Source organism: Pseudomonas sp. SWRI81, from assembly GCF_014268545.1.
Lineage (GTDB): Bacteria > Pseudomonadota > Gammaproteobacteria > Pseudomonadales > Pseudomonadaceae > Aquipseudomonas > Aquipseudomonas hamedanensis.
Genome location: NZ_JABWQS010000002.1, coordinates 1 through 16,192, shown reverse-complemented (window position 1 = coordinate 16,192; position 16,192 = coordinate 1). Strand labels below are relative to the sequence as shown.

The window sequence follows — 16,192 nt, the reverse complement described above, 5'->3', positions numbered from 1 at the left end:
ATCATTCAACATTGATGTTGGCTGAAATACAGCTATCGCAAGCAGGCTCACGCCTACAAGTTATTGCACCACAATAACCGACGGGCGCAGGGGATGCGCCCGTCATTTACCTGTCAGCGTTGCGCAGCAGGTACGCCTTGCGGCGCAGTTTCAGTGTTGCCCTCAGCTGCCGGCGGGTTGACCGGCCAGGCGTTGCGATCCAGATCGAGATCGGCGAATTTGCTGGAATCGAACACTGGCTGTTTGACGCCGGCGCGGCGCTGCTCGTCGTAGTCGCGCATCACCCGCAGGCCTACCTTGAACAGCATGGCCAGGGCCACCAGGTTGACGAAGGCCAGGCAGGTCATGGTGATGTCGGCGAAGGCGAACACGGTCGACAGGTCCTGCATCGAACCCCATACCACCAGCGCCAGCACCAGGCCGCGGAAAAGCATCAGCAGGGCGCGGTTGCGGCTGAGGAACTGCAAGCTGTTCTCGCCCAAATAGTAGTTGTAGAGAATGCAGGTGAAGACGAACAGCGACAGCGCGACGCTGACGAACATGCGACCCCAGTCACCGACCACGGCGGCGAGCGAGTTCTGGGTCAGGACAATGCCGTCACCTTCGAAACCTGGCGTATAGAAGCCCGACAACAGGATCAGCAGCGCGGTGCAGGTGCAGATCACGAAAGTGTCGAGGAACACACTGAAAGCCTGGACCACGCCCTGCGCGCCGGGGTGTTTCACGGCGGCCACGGCGGCGACGTTCGGTGCACTGCCCAGACCCGCTTCGTTGGCGAACACGCCACGCTTCACGCCCATGACGATGGCGCTGCCGAGCAGACCGGCAAAGGCCGGGTCGAGGCCGAAGGCGCTCTTGAAGATGGTTTCCAGCATGGCAGGCACGTGTTCGATCTGAGTACCGATCACGTACAGGGTCACGCCGATATAGGCCAGCGTCTTGATCGGTACCAGCAGATCGGACACCGAGGCGATGCGCTTGATGCCGCCGATGAAGGTGATGGCCAGCAGCACCGCCAGGACAATGCCGGTGTGCTGTGGGTTGAAGTCAAAGGCGTTCTGCAGCGAGTGAGTCACGGTGTAGGACTGCAGGCCAATGAAGGCGAAGCCGTAAGTAACCAGCAGCAGAACGGAGAACACTATTGCCATGCCCTTGAGCTTGAGGCCGTGCTGGATGTAGTAGGCCGGGCCGCCGCGGTACAGGCCGTCGCCATCGGCGCGCTTGTAGACCTGAGCCAGGGTGCATTCGAAGAAGCTGCTGGACATGCCGACCAGCGCGGTTACCCACATCCAGAACACCGCACCCGGACCACCGAGGGTCACGGCGATGCCGACACCGGCGATGTTGCCGGCACCGACGCGGCCGGCGAGGCTGAGCATCAAGGCCTGGAACGAGCTGAGCTGTCCGGCGCTGCCTTTGAGGCTGTCGCGGAACACCGCGAACATGTGGAAGAAATGCCGCAATTGAACGAAACGCGAGCGAATCGTGAAGTAGCTACCGAGCCCGACAATGAGCACGATCAGTACTTTCCCTGAGAGGAAGTCGTTGATGACTTCGAGCATGGATTTTTCCTCGCTGTTTTTTGTGGGTGCAAATGCTGGATCGGAGAAACATCGTGTTACACCGGTCTGCGCGCGGCACGACGGGTGAGGCGAAGGTTTCGTCCCGGATCCATATCGCGGGTTTTGTTATTAGTTCGGGTTTCGCATGGGTTATGGCCTCGTTACCGACGACCGCTCACGCGAAGAGGGGCGGCACTATACCGATCAGTGGCGCGCCCGTCTGCACGGTTGTGGTGCAAGCGACGAAACGAAGCTTTGAAACACCTTGTGGCGAGGGGATTTATCCCCGTTCGGCTGCGAAGCAGTCGTAAACCGTTGCACGCGGTGTTTCTGATACATCCTTATTCCTGGTATCGGGGCCGCTTCGCGACCCAACGGGGATAAATCCCCTCGCCACAAGGGTTCACCTCCATATTGTTCAGTCCTCTACATTCGGGTCTCAGGATCAAACGGTTAAAAAAAAGGGCTCGGGGACAAAATCCCCAAGCCCTCAAAAGGTGAGAGGTGTCTAGTCCCTCGACCTGGTGAGCGGTGCTACAAGTGCGCGTCGGTTCAGGCTTTGAGCGGAACCAGGCGCGGGGCAATCATGTTTTCCGGGCGCAGGATGTCGGCGAGCATGGCTTCGTCGAGCAGGCCTTCTTCGCGCACCAGTTCCAGCACGCCGCGGCCGCTTTCAAGGGCGAGGCCGGCGATGCGCGTGGCGTTTTTGTAGCCGATGTACGGGTTCAGTGCGGTGACCAGACCGATCGAGTGTTCGACCAGTTCACGGCAGCGCGCTTCGTTGGCGGTGATGCCGACGATGCAGTGTTCGCGCAGCATGTCCATGGCGCGTTGCAGCAGGCGGATCGAGTCGAAGATCTTGAAGGCGATCAGCGGCTCCATCACGTTCAGTTGCAGCTGACCGCCTTCGGCGGCCATGGTCAGCGCCAGATCGTTGCCGATGACCTGGAAGGCCACCTGGTTCACGGCTTCCGGAATCACCGGGTTGACCTTGCCGGGCATGATCGAACTGCCTGGCTGACGCGCCGGCAAGTTGATTTCGTTGATGCCGGTACGTGGGCCGCTGGACAGCAGGCGCAGGTCGTTGCAGATCTTCGACAGCTTGACCGCGGTGCGCTTGAGCATGCCGGAGAACAGCACGAAGGCGCCCATGTCGGAGGTCGCTTCGATCAGGTCGGCCGCCGGAACCAGCGGTTGACCGCTGATCAACGCCAGACGCTGAACCGCCAGCGCCTGATAACGCGGATCGGCGTTGATGCCGGTGCCGATCGCGGTGCCGCCCAGGTTCACTTCGGTCAGCAGTTCCGGGGCCAGTGTCTTCAGACGCGCGAGGTCTTCGCCCATGGTGGTGGCGAACGCGCGGAACTCCTGGCCGAGGGTCATCGGCACGGCGTCTTGCAGTTGGGTACGGCCCATTTTCAGGACGTGGTCGAACTCTTTCCCCTTGGCCGCGAACGCCTGGATCAGGCTGTCGAGGCTGGCCAGCAGGGTGTCGTGACCCAGCAACAGGCCCAGACGGATCGCGGTCGGGTAGGCGTCGTTGGTCGACTGCGCCATGTTCACGTCGTCGTTCGGGTGCAGGTACTGGTATTCGCCTTTTTGGTGACCCATGGCTTCAAGAGCAATGTTGGCGATCACTTCGTTGGCGTTCATGTTGGTGGACGTACCGGCGCCACCCTGAATCATGTCGACCACGAATTCTTCGTGGTAATCACCGCGGATCAATCGTGCACAGGCTTCGCTGATGGCAGCGTGCTTGGCTTCGCTCAGATGGCCCAACTCACGGTTGGCGTCAGCGGCGGCCTGTTTGACCATCGCCAGGCCGACAACCAGTTTCGGGTAGTGCGAAATCGGAACGCCGGAGAGACGGAAGTTATTCACCGCTCGCAGGGTCTGGATGCCGTAATACGCTTGAGCGGGTACTTCGAGGGCGCCAAGCAGGTCGGTTTCTGTGCGGAAAGATGCAGCGGAGGACATGATAGAAATCATCTCGATAAGGACCCGGTCTATGCCGGAACGCTGCGAATGCTAGGCTTGTAGGAATTTTTGGGCCAATGCTGTTCAGCACTGCCCTATGCACATTCGGCATAATGCCGATGTGACGCCGCCTGTGCGGCAGACGTGTGACCTGTTTTGGTGCGTGTCCGGGAGGACGTGATGAATCTGGAAAGCAAATGGCTCGAGGACTTCAGTGCTCTGGCTGCCACTCGCAGCTTCTCGCAGGCCGCCGAACGACGCTTCGTGACTCAGCCGGCGTTCAGTCGGCGGATCCGCAGCCTTGAAGCGGCGCTGGGCCTGACGCTGGTCAACCGCTCGCGCACGCCAGTCGAACTGACGGCGGCGGGGCAGTTGTTTCTGGTCACCGCGCGCACCGTGGTCGAACAGCTCGGTGAAGTGCTGCGTCACCTGCATCATCTGGAAGGCGGGCAGGGCGAAGTGATGCAAGTCGCTGCGGCTCACTCGCTCGCGCTGGGTTTCTTTCCCCGCTGGATCGCCCAGTTGCGCAACGAAGGGTTGAACATCGCCACGCGACTGGTGGCAACCAACGTCGGCGACGCCGTGCATGCACTGCGTGAGGGTGGTTGCGATCTGATGCTGGCGTTCTACGACCCCGATGCGGCGATGCAGATGGACCCGGAGATCTTCCCGTCGCTGCATTTGGGCCAGACCGAAATGCTCCCGGTGTGCGCGGCGGATGCCGAGGGCAAACCGCTGTTCGATCTGGAAGGCGACGCCAGTGTGCCGTTGCTTGCCTACAGCGCTGGGGCGTTTCTCGGCCGCTCGGTCAATGGTTTGCTGCGTCAGCGCCAGTTGCGCTTCACCACGGTCTACGAAACGGCCATGGCCGACAGCCTGAAAAGCATGGCGCTGGAAGGCCTGGGCATTGCCTGGGTGCCACAGTTGAGCGTACGTGCCGAACTGGCGCGCGGCGAACTGGTGGTGTGTGGTGGCCCGCAATGGCATGTGCCGCTGGAGATTCGTCTTTACCGCTGCGCATTGGTGCGCAAGGCGAACGTGCGCTTGCTGTGGCGCAAGCTTGAGGGCGGCGCAGCGCAATCCTCCTGACCCACCACAAGTCCACTGTAGGAGTGAGCCTGCTCGCGATGGCGGTGTGTCAGTCACAGCAAATGTAGAATGTACCGACGCTATCGCGAGCAGGCTCACTCCTACAAGGGATTGGCGGTGTTCTTTGGCTGACCTAAAGGTCAATAAAACCGGGCTATTACGGCATTTGACAGATGGTCGTTTCGGGGGCTGTTTATTACTTTCTTTGCGGTATACTGCGCGGCCTTCGGCCGGCACGTCCGGCCATTTTTCGTACAATCAAGCCACGCAACCTGCGTGGCTTGTTGTTTTATGACGCGCCTGCGGGCGCTCCAGAGAGAAGAGGCGCGACGATGAGTGCACTGGTTGGCGTGATCATGGGCTCCAAGTCCGATTGGTCCACCCTTAGCCACACCGCCGATATGCTGGAAAAGCTCGGCATCCCGTACGAGGTCAAGGTGGTTTCCGCCCACCGCACCCCGGATCTGCTGTTCCAGTACGCCGAAGAGGCTGAAAACCGCGGCATCGAGGTGATTATCGCCGGTGCTGGCGGCGCGGCCCACCTGCCTGGCATGTGTGCGGCCAAGACCCACCTGCCGGTGCTGGGTGTGCCGGTGCAGTCGGCCATGCTCTCGGGCGTCGATTCGCTGCTGTCGATCGTGCAGATGCCTGCAGGCATTCCGGTTGCCACCCTGGCCATCGGCAAGGCTGGCGCGATCAACGCCGCGCTGCTCTCGGCGAGCATCCTCGGCGCCAAGCACCCGCAGTTCCACGCGGTACTGAAAACCTTCCGTGCCGAGCAGACAGACAGCGTCCTGGACAATCCAGACCCACGTATTGCCTGAGGTTGTTGAGATGAAGATCGGTGTAATCGGTGGCGGCCAGTTGGGCCGCATGTTGGCCCTGGCGGGCACTCCGCTGGGCATGAACTTCGCTTTCCTCGACCCTGCGCCGGACGCCTGTGCGGCCGCGCTGGGCGAACACCTGCGGGCCGATTACGGCGATCAGGATCATCTGCGCCAACTGGCCGATGAAGTCGATCTGGTGACCTTCGAATTCGAAAGCGTCCCGGCCGAAACCGTGGCGTTTCTCTCGCAATTCGTGCCGGTGTACCCGAGCGCCGAAGCCCTGCGCATCGCCCGTGATCGCTGGTTCGAAAAGAGCATGTTCAAGGATCTGGGCATTCCGACCCCGGCCTTCGCCGACATCCAGTCGCAAGCCGATCTGGACGCCGCCGTCGCTTCGATCGGTCTGCCGGCCGTACTCAAGACCCGCACCCTGGGTTACGACGGCAAGGGCCAGAAAGTCCTGCGCAAGCCGGAAGACGTCGCCGGTACTTTCGCTGAACTGGGCAGCGTCGCCTGCCTGCTCGAAGGCTTCGTGCCGTTCACCGGCGAAGTGTCACTGATCGCTGTGCGCGCTCGCGATGGGGAAACGAAGTTCTATCCGCTGGTGCACAACACTCACGACAGCGGCATTCTCAAACTGTCCGTCGCCAGCACCGATCACCCGTTGCAGGACCTGGCGGAAGACTATTCCAGCCGCGTACTCAAGCACCTCGACTACGTGGGCGTGATGGCCTTCGAGTTCTTTGAAGTCGACGGCGGCCTGAAAGCCAACGAAATCGCGCCGCGCGTACACAACTCCGGACACTGGACCACTGAAGGCGCCGAGTGCAGTCAGTTCGAAAACCACCTGCGCGCCGTGGCTGGCCTGCCGCTTGGCTCGACCGCCAAGGTCGGCGAGAGCGCGATGCTCAACTTCATCGGCGTTGTGCCGCCGGTTGAAAAAGTCATCGCCATCCAGGACTGCCATTTGCACCACTACGGCAAAGCCTTCAAGGCCGGGCGCAAGGTCGGTCACGCCAACCTGCGCTGCGCCGACATGGCCACGCTGCAAGCGCAGATCGTCAAGGTCGAAGCGTTGATTGCCGAGTAAAACAGTTTCATGTGACAGCGGCGGAACCATTCAGGGCCCGCCGTTCTCTGATGGCAGGATGCCAAAGTCTGGCTAGGCTATAGCCAATCAATCAGAGGGAAATGTCATGGGAATTATCGGAACCATTTTTATCGGCTTGATCGTCGGCCTGCTGGCGCGGTTCCTGAAACCGGGCGATGACAGCATGGGCTGGATCATGACCATCCTGCTCGGTATCGGCGGTTCGCTCGCGGCCACCTATGGCGGTCAGGCCCTGGGTATTTATCAGGCTGGTGAGGGTGCCGGTTTCCTCGGCGCGCTGGTTGGCGCGGTCGTGCTGCTGGTGATCTACGGCCTGATCAAAAAGAACTGATCCAAAGCGACAAAGTCCTCTCTGCCATCGCGGCAGGGAGGGCTAGAATGCTCGGCGATTCACTGTTCTCTCTTTCATACCGAGCACCTCATGCGCCATCTTCTGTTGACTCTCCTCTTGCTGGGCAGTGGTTTGGCCCACGCCGTCGAACTGCCGGAAACCGACTGGCTCGACCTGATGCCCAAGTCGGACCAAAAGGCCCTCGAGGCCATGCCGGAAATCGACCACAACTCCCCCGAAGCCAGCGGCACCTTCACCGAGAAAGGCGGGATGAAGCAGGCCAAAGGTTTGCCGGCGGTGATGTATTCAAGCAAAACCGTAGCGTCGATGAACGACAAGCACATCCGCATCGGCGGTTACCCGGTGCCGCTGGAATCCGATGCCAAGGGCCGCAGCACACTGTTCTTCCTGGTGCCGTACCCGGGCGCGTGCATTCACGTGCCGCCACCGCCGCCAAATCAGTTGGTGCTGGTGCGCTATCCCAAGGGCCTGAAGCTGGATGACATCTACACACCGCTGTGGGTAACGGGCACGTTGAAGATCGAAAAGGTCAGCAATGACCTGGCCGATGCGGCGTATGCGCTGGAGGCGGAGAAGGTGCGGGTGGTGCAGGAAGCGGATCTTTGACACCTGCACAAACCCATGTGGGAGGGGGCTTGCTCCCGAAGGCGGTGGGTCAGTCAATGGATTCGTCGACTGACACACCGCTTTCGGGAGCAAGCCCCCTCCCACAACAGGTGTTGCGGTGTCGGTTAGAGCGGCGTAGTGGCAACGCTCACACCCATGGTATGGCTCGCCCCCGGCGCCAGGGAGACGATGTCATCCATCACATTCGCCGTCTCGATGCACAGCATGCGTTGCCAGCCGTCGTTGTCCATGTCGGGCAGTGCGGCGGCGCGGTCGATCCACGGGTTCCAGATCACGGCGGTGCGCGAGCCCGTTGAGGTCAACACGATGCGGCGTTCCCAGGTCGGATCAATGATGCTCAACTGCGGCGGTACGTTGAGGTAGATGCGATCGGTCTCGCCGGTGAACTGCAGATCGCCTTGCTGGCTGGCAATGTTCCAGTCGTCCAGGGTCTCGATGTAATCCAGCCCGGCCACGCCGTCGACATGCACGTTACGCACGTCACTGACGGCGAAATACGTGTGCAGCGCCTGGCTGAGGGTCACGCTGTCGGCGCCGCGGTTATGGCTGTTCAGGCTGTAATGCAATTGATCCGAGAGATGCAGGGTCAGGGTCAGGTCGACTTCATGCGGCCAGCCCGGCAGGCCACCTTCCGGGTAGGGCAGCTTGAACTCGACCTTGATGCCGTCAGCCTCGGATTCGATGCCGCCCAGCTCCCAGTCCGTCGCTCGCACCAGACCGTGCGCGGGGGCCGGTTGCTCGCCGACGTACATGTTCTGCACGCTCTGCGGGTTGCGTTCGAATTTGCCGAACCACGGCCAGCACACGGGCACGCCGGCACGAATGCTCTTGCCGGTTTTCAGGTCGGCTTTGTCATTCAGCCAGATGATCGGCGGCTGTCCGTCGATCTGATAACTGAGGATGTGCGCGCCTTGCTGGGCCACCAGCACTTCAGCCTTGCCGTGGCGGATGCGCCAGCAGTTCAGTTCATCCAGTTTCACGGCTTCAACGTTGGGCGTGTTCATGGGCAACTCTCGATCAGACACTGGGGACGACTATCGACCGCGAAACGGCCGCGAGGTTTAACGCGCGCGTGGCGGAACCGAGCGCGTGCGACCACTGCCGTCGATGGCGACGAAGACAAAGACCGCTTCGGTGACCTTGCGCCATTCGCTGGAGAGTGGGTCGTCGCTCCACACCTCGACCATCATCTGGATCGAGCTGCGGCCGATTTCCAGGGTCTGGGTATAAAAGGACAACTGTGCGCCAACGGCGACCGGTACCAGGAACGCCATGCGGTCGATGGCGACCGTGGCGACGCGGCCACCGGCGACACGGCTGGCCATCGCGGTGCCGGCCAGGTCCATCTGCGCCACCAGCCAGCCGCCGAAAATATCGCCAAAGCCGTTGGTTTCGCGCGGCAGCGCGGTGATTTGCAGGGCCAGGTCGCCCTGTGGGATCGGATCTTCTTGTTCGAGCTCTATCATGCCGGGGGGCCTCTGACCCGTGACTCTTCGTGGGTAATGCGGGTGGTAGCCGTCTTCGGGAAAAACGATTCAACACCGAACATACTACGTTCGTCACGTTTTCCATCAGGCGCCTAAAGGGAAACTCTGCGAAAAAGGCTAAATCCCGAGCAAAGGACGGGCCAACAACGTTTTCGCACAGCAACCTCCTACAAAGCCTGCGCAGGGGGCGAGTATATCGGTCGACAGACGCCACGACGACCACCCGGTTCTGATTTCGACCGTCAATTACGCGCCTCTATGTGCTTTTTCGAACAATTTGCTATGGTGCCGAACCTGTCCGAGCCACTGCCAGCGTTGTTGTGGCGACAGATTCGACTATAAGAGAAGCCCTTGCCATGACCTCAGCGCCTTCGAGCCTCGCGCAGCCCGAGCAACCCGCACGACCGTTGACCCGCAATGACTACAAAACTCTGTCGCTTTCTGCCTTGGGCGGCGCGCTGGAGTTCTACGATTTCATCATCTTCGTTTTCTTCGCCACCGTGGTCGGCAAGCTGTTCTTCCCGGCCGACATGCCCGAATGGCTGCGCTTGATGCAGACCTTCGGCATTTTCGCCGCCGGCTATCTGGCGCGTCCTCTGGGCGGCATCGTCATGGCGCATTTCGGCGACCTGCTGGGGCGCAAGAAAATGTTCACCCTGAGCATTTTCATGATGGCCGTGCCGACCCTGATCATGGGTCTGCTGCCGACCTATGCGCAGATCGGCATCTGGGCGCCGATCCTGTTGCTGTTGATGCGGGTCATCCAGGGCGCGGCGATCGGCGGTGAAGTGCCGGGGGCCTGGGTCTTCGTTTCCGAACACGTTCCGCAAAAGCACATCGGATATGCCTGTGGCACCCTCACCAGCGGCCTGACGGCTGGTATCTTGCTCGGCTCGCTGGTCGCCACGGCGATCAACAGCCTTTATACGCCAGCAGAAGTGTCGGATTACGCCTGGCGGATCCCGTTCCTGCTCGGCGGCGTGTTCGGCCTGTTCTCGGTGTACCTGCGCCGCTGGCTGCACGAAACCCCGGTGTTCGCCGAACTGCAACTGCGCAAGGCGCTGGCCGAAGAAGTGCCGTTGCGCGCGGTGCTGCGTGACCATCGCGGTGCGATCGCCATTTCGATGTTGCTGACCTGGCTGCTCTCGGCTGGCGTGGTGGTGGTCATTCTGATGACGCCGACGGTGCTGCAGACGGTTTATCACTTCTCGCCAACCACCGCGTTGCAGTCCAACAGCCTGGCCATCGTGTTTCTCAGCCTCGGTTGCATCGGCGCCGGCGCACTGGCCGATCGCTTCGGCGCCGGTCGTGTATTCGTGTTCGGTTGCCTGGGCTTGCTGATCAGTTCCTGGACCTTCTATCACAGCCTTGCCGATCACCCGAACTGGCTATTTCCGCTGTATGCGCTGACCGGTCTGCTGGTCGGCACCATCGGCGCGGTGCCGTACGTGATGGTCAAGGCGTTCCCGCCAGTGGTGCGTTTCAGCGGGTTGTCGTTCTCGTACAACGTGGCTTACGCGATCTTTGGCGGGTTGACGCCGATGGTGGTGAGCCTGCTGCTCAAGGAAAGCGCGATGGGCCCGGCTTACTATGTCGCGGTGTTGTGCGGGGTGGGGATGCTGGTCGGCGCGTGGCTTTGGAAGAAGGGGCGCTGAACCCAAGATCTTCCCCGGCAATACCGACCCCTTCGCGAGCAGGCTCGCTCCCACAGTTGGAATGCATTTCAATTGTGGGAGCGAGCCTGCTCGCGAATGGGGGCACCACAAATCATCCAGTAACAGCCTGATGCTGGCCTTTCATCCAATTGTCATATTTCAGCCATAGAGTGTTCACACGGCCTGCTGATACTTGGCCCCGACTTAACACACCCTATCTGCTAGGAGTAAGGCATGAAACTGAAGCGTTTGATGGCGGCAATGACTTTTGTCGCTGCTGGCGTTGCGACTGCCAACGCGGTTGCCGCTGTTGACCCTGCTATCCCGAGCTACACCAAGACCACCGGTGTGTCGGGCAACCTGTCCAGCGTCGGTTCCGATACCCTGGCCAACCTCATGACCCTGTGGGCCGAGAACTACAAAAAAGAATACCCGAACGTCAACATCCAGATTCAGGCCGCCGGTTCTTCGACCGCGCCACCGGCGCTGACGGAAGGCACCGCTAACCTGGGCCCGATGAGCCGCAAGATGAAGGACAACGAGCTGCAGGCCTTCGAAACCAAATACGGCTACAAGCCAACCGCGATCCCGGTGGCGGTGGATGCCCTGGCCGTGTTCGTGCACAAGGACAACCCGATCAAGGGCCTGACCATGGAGCAAGTCGACGCGATCTTCTCGTCCACTCGCCTGTGCGGCGCCAAAACCGACGTGAAAACCTGGGGCGACCTGGGCGTGACCGGCGACCTGGCGAACAAGCCGGTTCAGCTGTTCGGTCGTAACTCGGTATCGGGTACCTACGGCTACTTCAAAGAAGAAGCCCTGTGCAAAGGCGACTTCAAGCCAAACGTCAACGAACAACCCGGTTCGGCCTCGGTCGTGCAGTCGATCAGCTCCTCGCTCAACGGCGTGGGTTACTCGGGCATCGGTTACAAGACCGCTAGCGTGAAAACCGTAGCGCTGGCCAAGAAAGGCAGCACTGACTTCATCGAAGACACCGAAGAAAACGCCCTGAACGGCAAGTACCCGCTGTCGCGCTTCCTCTACGTTTACGTGAACAAGGCACCGAACAAGCCTCTGGCCCCGCTGGAAGCCGAGTTCGTCAAACTGATCCTGTCCAAACAGGGCCAGGAAGTCGTGGTCAAGGACGGCTACATCCCGCTGCCAGCCAAAGTTGCTGCAAAAGCACTGGCTGACCTCGGTCTGCAGGAAGGCGGCGCTGTCGCCAAGAAGTAACACCCTGAGTCCGGCCTGAAACCGGACTCCTGTGGGAGCGAGCCTGCTCGCGAAGGGGACGTCACATGCACCATTCATGTGACTGACCCGATGCTTTCGCGAGCAGGCTCGCTCCCACAACCACCAAATTTTCGACTCCGCTGCCGGACCTCCCCGGTGGCGGATTTGCTGCGTCACTGCATTGTCATCTTTCTGTCATACAGGATCGCTAGGGTGTGCGCATGAATGATCTGGCCAATTCCCCAATGACTACGACTTCCCCTCCCAAGCGCATTGATTTCAATACGCCTGAGCTGCAACGCAAGCGCCGCATTCGCGCGCTCAAGGATCGCTTCACCCGTTGGTACGTCCTCGTCGGCGGCCTGGCGGTGCTGGCAGCCATCACCCTGATCTTCTTCTTCCTCGCCTATGTGGTCGCGCCGCTGTTCCAGGGTGCCGACCTGACCGCGAAAGACTCGATCACCCCGGCCTGGATGCAGGACGCCGGCAAGCCGCTGATGATTTCGCTCGAAGAGCAGAATCAGGTGGCGATGCGCGTGTCCGACAAGGGCCAGGCGCTGTTCTTCGAGGTCGACAGTGGCGCTGAACTCAAGCGCGTCGATCTGCCATTGCCGGCCGGCGCAACCGTGACTTCCATTGGTGAAGACCAGCCCGGTCATCCGCTGGTGGCCGTAGGCCTGTCCAACGGTCAGGCGCTTGTGTTCCGTCACACCTATAAAGTCACCTACCCCGATGGCAAGAAAACCATCAGCCCGGCCATTGAATTCCCGTATGGCGAGGCGCCGATCGCGCTGAACGAAAGCGGCGGCGCGCTGGAGCATGTCAGCCTCAATGCCACCGACTCGACCCTGATGCTGGTTGGCTCCACCGGTTCGCAACTCAATGTGCTGTCGCTGACCAGCGAAGAAAACATGATGACCGGCGAAGTCACCAACGAGCAGAAGCGTATCGATCTGCCGCAGATGACCGAGCCGGTGAAAAACATCTTCGTCGACCCGCGCCAGCAGTGGCTGTACGTGGTCAACGGGCGTGCCCAGGCTGACGTGTTCAGTCTGCGCGACAAGAGCCTCAATGGTCGCTACAAGCTGCTGGAAAATGCCGACGCCGAAGTCACCGCGACGACGCAACTGGTCGGTGGCATCTCGCTGATCGTTGGCGATTCCAAGGGCGGTCTGGCCCAGTGGTTCATGGCCCGCGACACCGATGGCGAGCAGCGTCTGAAGCAGATTCGCACCTTCCAGATGGGCACCACGCCGATCGTCGAAATCGCTGCCGAAGAACGTCGCAAAGGCTTCCTCGCCCTTGATGCCAGCGGCAAGCTTGGTGTGTTCCACAGCACCGCGCATCGCACTTTGCTGGTTGATCAAGTCGTTGAGGGCCAAGGCCTGTTCGGTCTGTCGCCACGCGCCAATCGGGTGATCGTCGAGGCCGGCGGCAAGCTGCAACCGCTGCTGCTCGATAACCCGCACCCGGAAGTTTCCTGGAGCGCGTTGTGGAGCAAGGTCTGGTACGAGAACTACGACGAGCCTAAATACGTCTGGCAATCGACCGCGGCCAACACCGATTTCGAACCTAAGCTGAGCCTGTCGCCGCTGACCTTCGGTACTCTGAAAGCCGCGTTCTACGCCATGCTTCTGGCTGCGCCTCTGGCTGTCGCCGCTGCGATCTACACCGCGTACTTCATGGCCCCGGGCATGCGCCGCAAGGTCAAACCGGTGATTGAGCTGATGGAAGCGATGCCGACGGTGATCCTCGGTTTCTTCGCCGGTCTGTTCCTTGCGCCGTATGTCGAAGGCCACCTGCCGGGCATCTTCAGTCTGCTGATGCTGTTGCCGATCGGCATCCTGGTCGCCGGTTTCGGTTTCAGCCGTTTGCCTGAGTCGATCCGCCTGAGAATCCCGGACGGCTGGGAAAGTGCGCTGCTGATCCCGGTGATCCTGTTTGTGGGCTGGCTGTCGCTGTACATGAGTCCGTTCATGGAGAACTGGTTCTTCGGCGGCGACATGCGCATGTGGATCTCCCACGACCTGGGCATTACCTACGACCAGCGCAACGCTCTGGTGGTCGGTCTGGCCATGGGTTTCGCGGTGATCCCGAACATCTACTCGATCGCCGAAGACGCCGTGTTCAGCGTGCCGCGCGGCCTGACTCTGGGTTCGCTGGCCCTCGGTGCCACGCCATGGCAGACCATGACTCGTGTGGTCATCCTCACCGCCAGCCCGGGCATCTTCTCGGCGCTGATGATCGGCATGGGCCGTGCGGTCGGCGAAACCATGATCGTGCTGATGGCGACCGGCAACACCCCGGTGATGGAAATGAACCTGTTCGAAGGCCTGCGCACCCTGGCCGCCAACGTCGCGGTGGAAATGCCCGAGTCGGAAGTCGGCGGCAGTCACTACCGTGTGCTGTTCCTCTCGGCGCTGGTGTTGCTGCTGTTCACCTTCGTCATGAACACCCTGGCAGAACTGATTCGTCAGCGTCTGCGCAAGAAATACTCGTCGCTTTAAGCAAAGGTAGAAGTCTGTGAAACAGAACTCCCTGAAAGGTTGGTTCAAGAGCGGCGCCCCGGGCGTCTGGATCAGCGGTGGCGCGGTGTCCATCGCGGTCATCATGACCATTGGCCTGTTGGCGGTGATTGCCGTGCGCGGTCTCGGTCACTTCTGGCCGGCGGACCTGATCCACGCCCATTACGACGTGCCGGGCCAGGCCAATCACCTGGTCGTCGGCGAAGTGGTGCAGAAAGAACAAGTGCCCCGCGCGCGTTTGAAGAGTGCCGGCCTGCCGGTGCCTGACGAAGGCCCGGAATTCATGACCCGCGAGCTGATCAAGGTCGGCAACCGTGACCTGAACGGCAACGACTTCACCTGGATCGTCGGCGAGTGGCTGACCAACCAGACCACGCCGCCCGAGTTGATGGCGATCGAGCGTCGCGAATGGGGCAACTTCTACGGCTACCTGGTCAACGTCAAACAGGACGGCAAGGTCATCGCTGAAGGCGAAGCCGCGTGGCCTGAGCTGCAAGCGCGGATCAATCGTGTGAACGATCTCGCCGCTCAGCTCAAGACGCTGGAAAAAGTCGACATTGGCGCGATCAACGCCGGTCTCGAACGCATCCGCCTGCACGGCCGCAAACTGGAACTGGAAGGCAAACTCGACGCCACCGCACAAGCGGACATGGAATCCGAGCGCGCCGAGCTCAATGCCCGTTATCAAGACATCGAAGCGCGCCTGGCCGACCTGCATGCCCAGTTCAACCGCGATGCCCTGACGGCTCGCGATGCCAACGGCAAAGAGATCGAAATCGGCCTGGGCAAAGTGGTTCACGCCTACCAGCCGAACGCCATGGGCACCCTGACCAAAATCGGTTTCTACTTCAGCAAGATCTGGGAGTTCCTGTCGGACGACCCGCGTGAAGCGAACACCGAAGGCGGTATCTTCCCGGCGATTTTCGGCACCGTGATGATGACCCTGATCATGGCGATGATCGTGACCCCGTTCGGCGTACTGGCGGCGGTGTACCTGCGTGAATACGCCAAACAGAACACCCTGACCCGCATCATCCGCATCGCCGTGAACAACCTTGCCGGCGTACCGGCGATCGTTTACGGCGTGTTTGGCCTGGGCTTCTTCGTTTACGTGCTGGGTGGTTCGGTCGACCGTCTGTTCTTCCCTGAAGCATTGCCGGCGCCGACCTTCGGTACGCCGGGCCTGCTCTGGGCGTCGCTGACCCTGGCGCTGCTGGCGGTGCCGGTGGTGATCGTCGCGACCGAAGAAGGTCTGGCGCGGATTCCGCGTACCGTGCGTGAAGGCTCGCTGGCACTGGGCGCGACCAAGGCGGAAACGCTGTGGAAGATCGTCATTCCGATGGCCAGCCCGGCGATGATGACCGGCATGATCCTCGCCGTCGCCCGCGCCGCGGGTGAAGTGGCGCCGCTGATGCTGGTGGGTGTGGTGAAACTGGCGCCGTCGCTGCCGGTGGACGGCAACTACCCGTACCTGCACCTGGACCAGAAAATCATGCACCTGGGCTTCCACATTTATGACGTCGGCTTCCAGAGCCCCAACGTCGAAGCAGCGCGCCCGCTGGTGTACGCCACGGCGCTGCTGCTGGTGCTGGTGATCGCGACGTTGAACCTGTCGGCGGTGTATATCCGTAACCACCTGCGCGAAAAGTACAAAGCACTGGATAGCTGAGGATGACGCAAACCCTGTGGGAGCGAGCTTGCTCGCGAAGCTTTTGGCGGCCGCACCGGCCCCTTCGCGAGCAAGCTC

Annotated in this window: 13 protein-coding genes; 9 read left to right on the top strand and 4 right to left on the bottom strand. The window is 61.1% G+C overall.

Features of this window, described 5'->3' with window-relative positions:
• Positions 1–113 precede the first annotated feature (113 nt).
• Together HU765_RS01555 and aspA are read right to left on the bottom strand one after the other, a co-directional pair.
• Positions 114–1,562, bottom strand: a complete 1,449-nt coding sequence (locus tag HU765_RS01555) for an alanine/glycine:cation symporter family protein (RefSeq protein ID WP_186618786.1) — start codon at positions 1,560–1,562, stop codon at positions 114–116.
• A gap of 552 nt (positions 1,563–2,114) precedes the next feature.
• Positions 2,115–3,539 (bottom strand): aspartate ammonia-lyase, encoded by a 1,425-nt coding sequence (gene aspA / locus HU765_RS01550; RefSeq protein WP_186546138.1) that lies wholly within the window; start codon positions 3,537–3,539, stop codon positions 2,115–2,117.
• A 180-nt stretch (positions 3,540–3,719) separates the two neighbouring features.
• On the opposite strand from aspA, the gene HU765_RS01545 reads away from it, so the two are divergent.
• The 5 genes from HU765_RS01545 (at position 3,720) to HU765_RS01525 (ending at position 7,524) form a co-directional block, all read left to right on the top strand.
• The gene (locus HU765_RS01545) at positions 3,720–4,628 is read left to right on the top strand and encodes a LysR substrate-binding domain-containing protein (protein ID WP_186546137.1); all 909 of its coding nucleotides are present in this window, start codon (positions 3,720–3,722) and stop codon (positions 4,626–4,628) included.
• 332 nt (positions 4,629–4,960) lie between these two features.
• Positions 4,961–5,452 (top strand): 5-(carboxyamino)imidazole ribonucleotide mutase, encoded by a 492-nt coding sequence (gene purE, locus HU765_RS01540; RefSeq protein WP_186546136.1) that lies wholly within the window; start codon positions 4,961–4,963, stop codon positions 5,450–5,452.
• A gap of 10 nt (positions 5,453–5,462) precedes the next feature.
• On the top strand, positions 5,463–6,545 hold the full coding sequence (locus HU765_RS01535; RefSeq protein ID WP_186618785.1) for a 5-(carboxyamino)imidazole ribonucleotide synthase: 1,083 nt from the start codon (positions 5,463–5,465) through the stop codon (positions 6,543–6,545).
• A 106-nt stretch (positions 6,546–6,651) separates the two neighbouring features.
• Complete coding sequence (locus HU765_RS01530; protein WP_016772475.1) at positions 6,652–6,897, top strand: GlsB/YeaQ/YmgE family stress response membrane protein; 246 nt, start codon at positions 6,652–6,654, stop codon at positions 6,895–6,897.
• 90 nt (positions 6,898–6,987) lie between these two features.
• Positions 6,988–7,524, top strand: a complete 537-nt coding sequence (locus HU765_RS01525) for a DUF3299 domain-containing protein (protein WP_186618784.1) — start codon at positions 6,988–6,990, stop codon at positions 7,522–7,524.
• Between the two features lie 125 nt (positions 7,525–7,649).
• Here HU765_RS01525 and HU765_RS01520 read toward each other — a convergent pair whose 3' ends face one another.
• Positions 7,650–8,549, bottom strand: coding sequence for a D-hexose-6-phosphate mutarotase (locus HU765_RS01520; RefSeq protein WP_186618783.1), 900 nt, complete (start codon positions 8,547–8,549; stop codon positions 7,650–7,652).
• Between the two features lie 57 nt (positions 8,550–8,606).
• On the bottom strand, positions 8,607–9,011 hold the full coding sequence (locus HU765_RS01515) for an acyl-CoA thioesterase (RefSeq protein ID WP_003229628.1): 405 nt from the start codon (positions 9,009–9,011) through the stop codon (positions 8,607–8,609).
• Positions 9,012–9,388: 377 nt separating this feature from the next.
• On the opposite strand from HU765_RS01515, the gene HU765_RS01510 reads away from it, so the two are divergent.
• The 4 genes from HU765_RS01510 to pstA all read left to right on the top strand — a co-directional run bounded on the left by HU765_RS01510 (position 9,389) and on the right by pstA (position 16,114).
• Entirely contained in the window at positions 9,389–10,687 is a 1,299-nt protein-coding gene (locus HU765_RS01510; RefSeq protein ID WP_186546132.1) for an MFS transporter, read from the top strand.
• A 234-nt stretch (positions 10,688–10,921) separates the two neighbouring features.
• Positions 10,922–11,920 carry a phosphate ABC transporter substrate-binding protein PstS gene (locus HU765_RS01505; protein ID WP_042561820.1) on the top strand — a complete coding sequence of 333 codons (999 nt, stop codon included), beginning with the start codon at positions 10,922–10,924 and terminating at the stop codon, positions 11,918–11,920.
• A 473-nt stretch (positions 11,921–12,393) separates the two neighbouring features.
• Positions 12,394–14,427 carry an ABC transporter permease subunit gene (locus tag HU765_RS01500; RefSeq protein WP_186618931.1) on the top strand — a complete coding sequence of 678 codons (2,034 nt, stop codon included), beginning with the start codon at positions 12,394–12,396 and terminating at the stop codon, positions 14,425–14,427.
• 16 nt (positions 14,428–14,443) lie between these two features.
• Positions 14,444–16,114 (top strand): phosphate ABC transporter permease PstA, encoded by a 1,671-nt coding sequence (pstA, locus tag HU765_RS01495; RefSeq protein WP_186546131.1) that lies wholly within the window; start codon positions 14,444–14,446, stop codon positions 16,112–16,114.
• Positions 16,115–16,192 lie beyond the last annotated feature (78 nt).

Excerpts from the sequence above, each read along its gene's own strand:
- purE (WP_186546136.1), top strand. The coding sequence starts at position 4,961 with ATGAGTGCACTGGTTGGCGTGATCATGGGCTCCAAGTCCGATTGGTCC.
- HU765_RS01520 (WP_186618783.1), bottom strand. The coding sequence starts at position 8,549 with ATGAACACGCCCAACGTTGAAGCCGTGAAACTGGATGAACTGAACTGC.
- HU765_RS01530 (WP_016772475.1), top strand. The coding sequence starts at position 6,652 with ATGGGAATTATCGGAACCATTTTTATCGGCTTGATCGTCGGCCTGCTG.
- HU765_RS01545 (WP_186546137.1), top strand. The coding sequence starts at position 3,720 with ATGAATCTGGAAAGCAAATGGCTCGAGGACTTCAGTGCTCTGGCTGCC.
- HU765_RS01515 (WP_003229628.1), bottom strand. The coding sequence starts at position 9,011 with ATGATAGAGCTCGAACAAGAAGATCCGATCCCACAGGGCGACCTGGCC.
- HU765_RS01505 (WP_042561820.1), top strand. The coding sequence starts at position 10,922 with ATGAAACTGAAGCGTTTGATGGCGGCAATGACTTTTGTCGCTGCTGGC.
- HU765_RS01510 (WP_186546132.1), top strand. The coding sequence starts at position 9,389 with ATGACCTCAGCGCCTTCGAGCCTCGCGCAGCCCGAGCAACCCGCACGA.
- HU765_RS01535 (WP_186618785.1), top strand. The coding sequence starts at position 5,463 with ATGAAGATCGGTGTAATCGGTGGCGGCCAGTTGGGCCGCATGTTGGCC.
- HU765_RS01555 (WP_186618786.1), bottom strand. The coding sequence starts at position 1,562 with ATGCTCGAAGTCATCAACGACTTCCTCTCAGGGAAAGTACTGATCGTG.
- HU765_RS01500 (WP_186618931.1), top strand. The coding sequence starts at position 12,394 with ATGCAGGACGCCGGCAAGCCGCTGATGATTTCGCTCGAAGAGCAGAAT.
- aspA (WP_186546138.1), bottom strand. The coding sequence starts at position 3,539 with ATGTCCTCCGCTGCATCTTTCCGCACAGAAACCGACCTGCTTGGCGCC.
- HU765_RS01525 (WP_186618784.1), top strand. The coding sequence starts at position 6,988 with ATGCGCCATCTTCTGTTGACTCTCCTCTTGCTGGGCAGTGGTTTGGCC.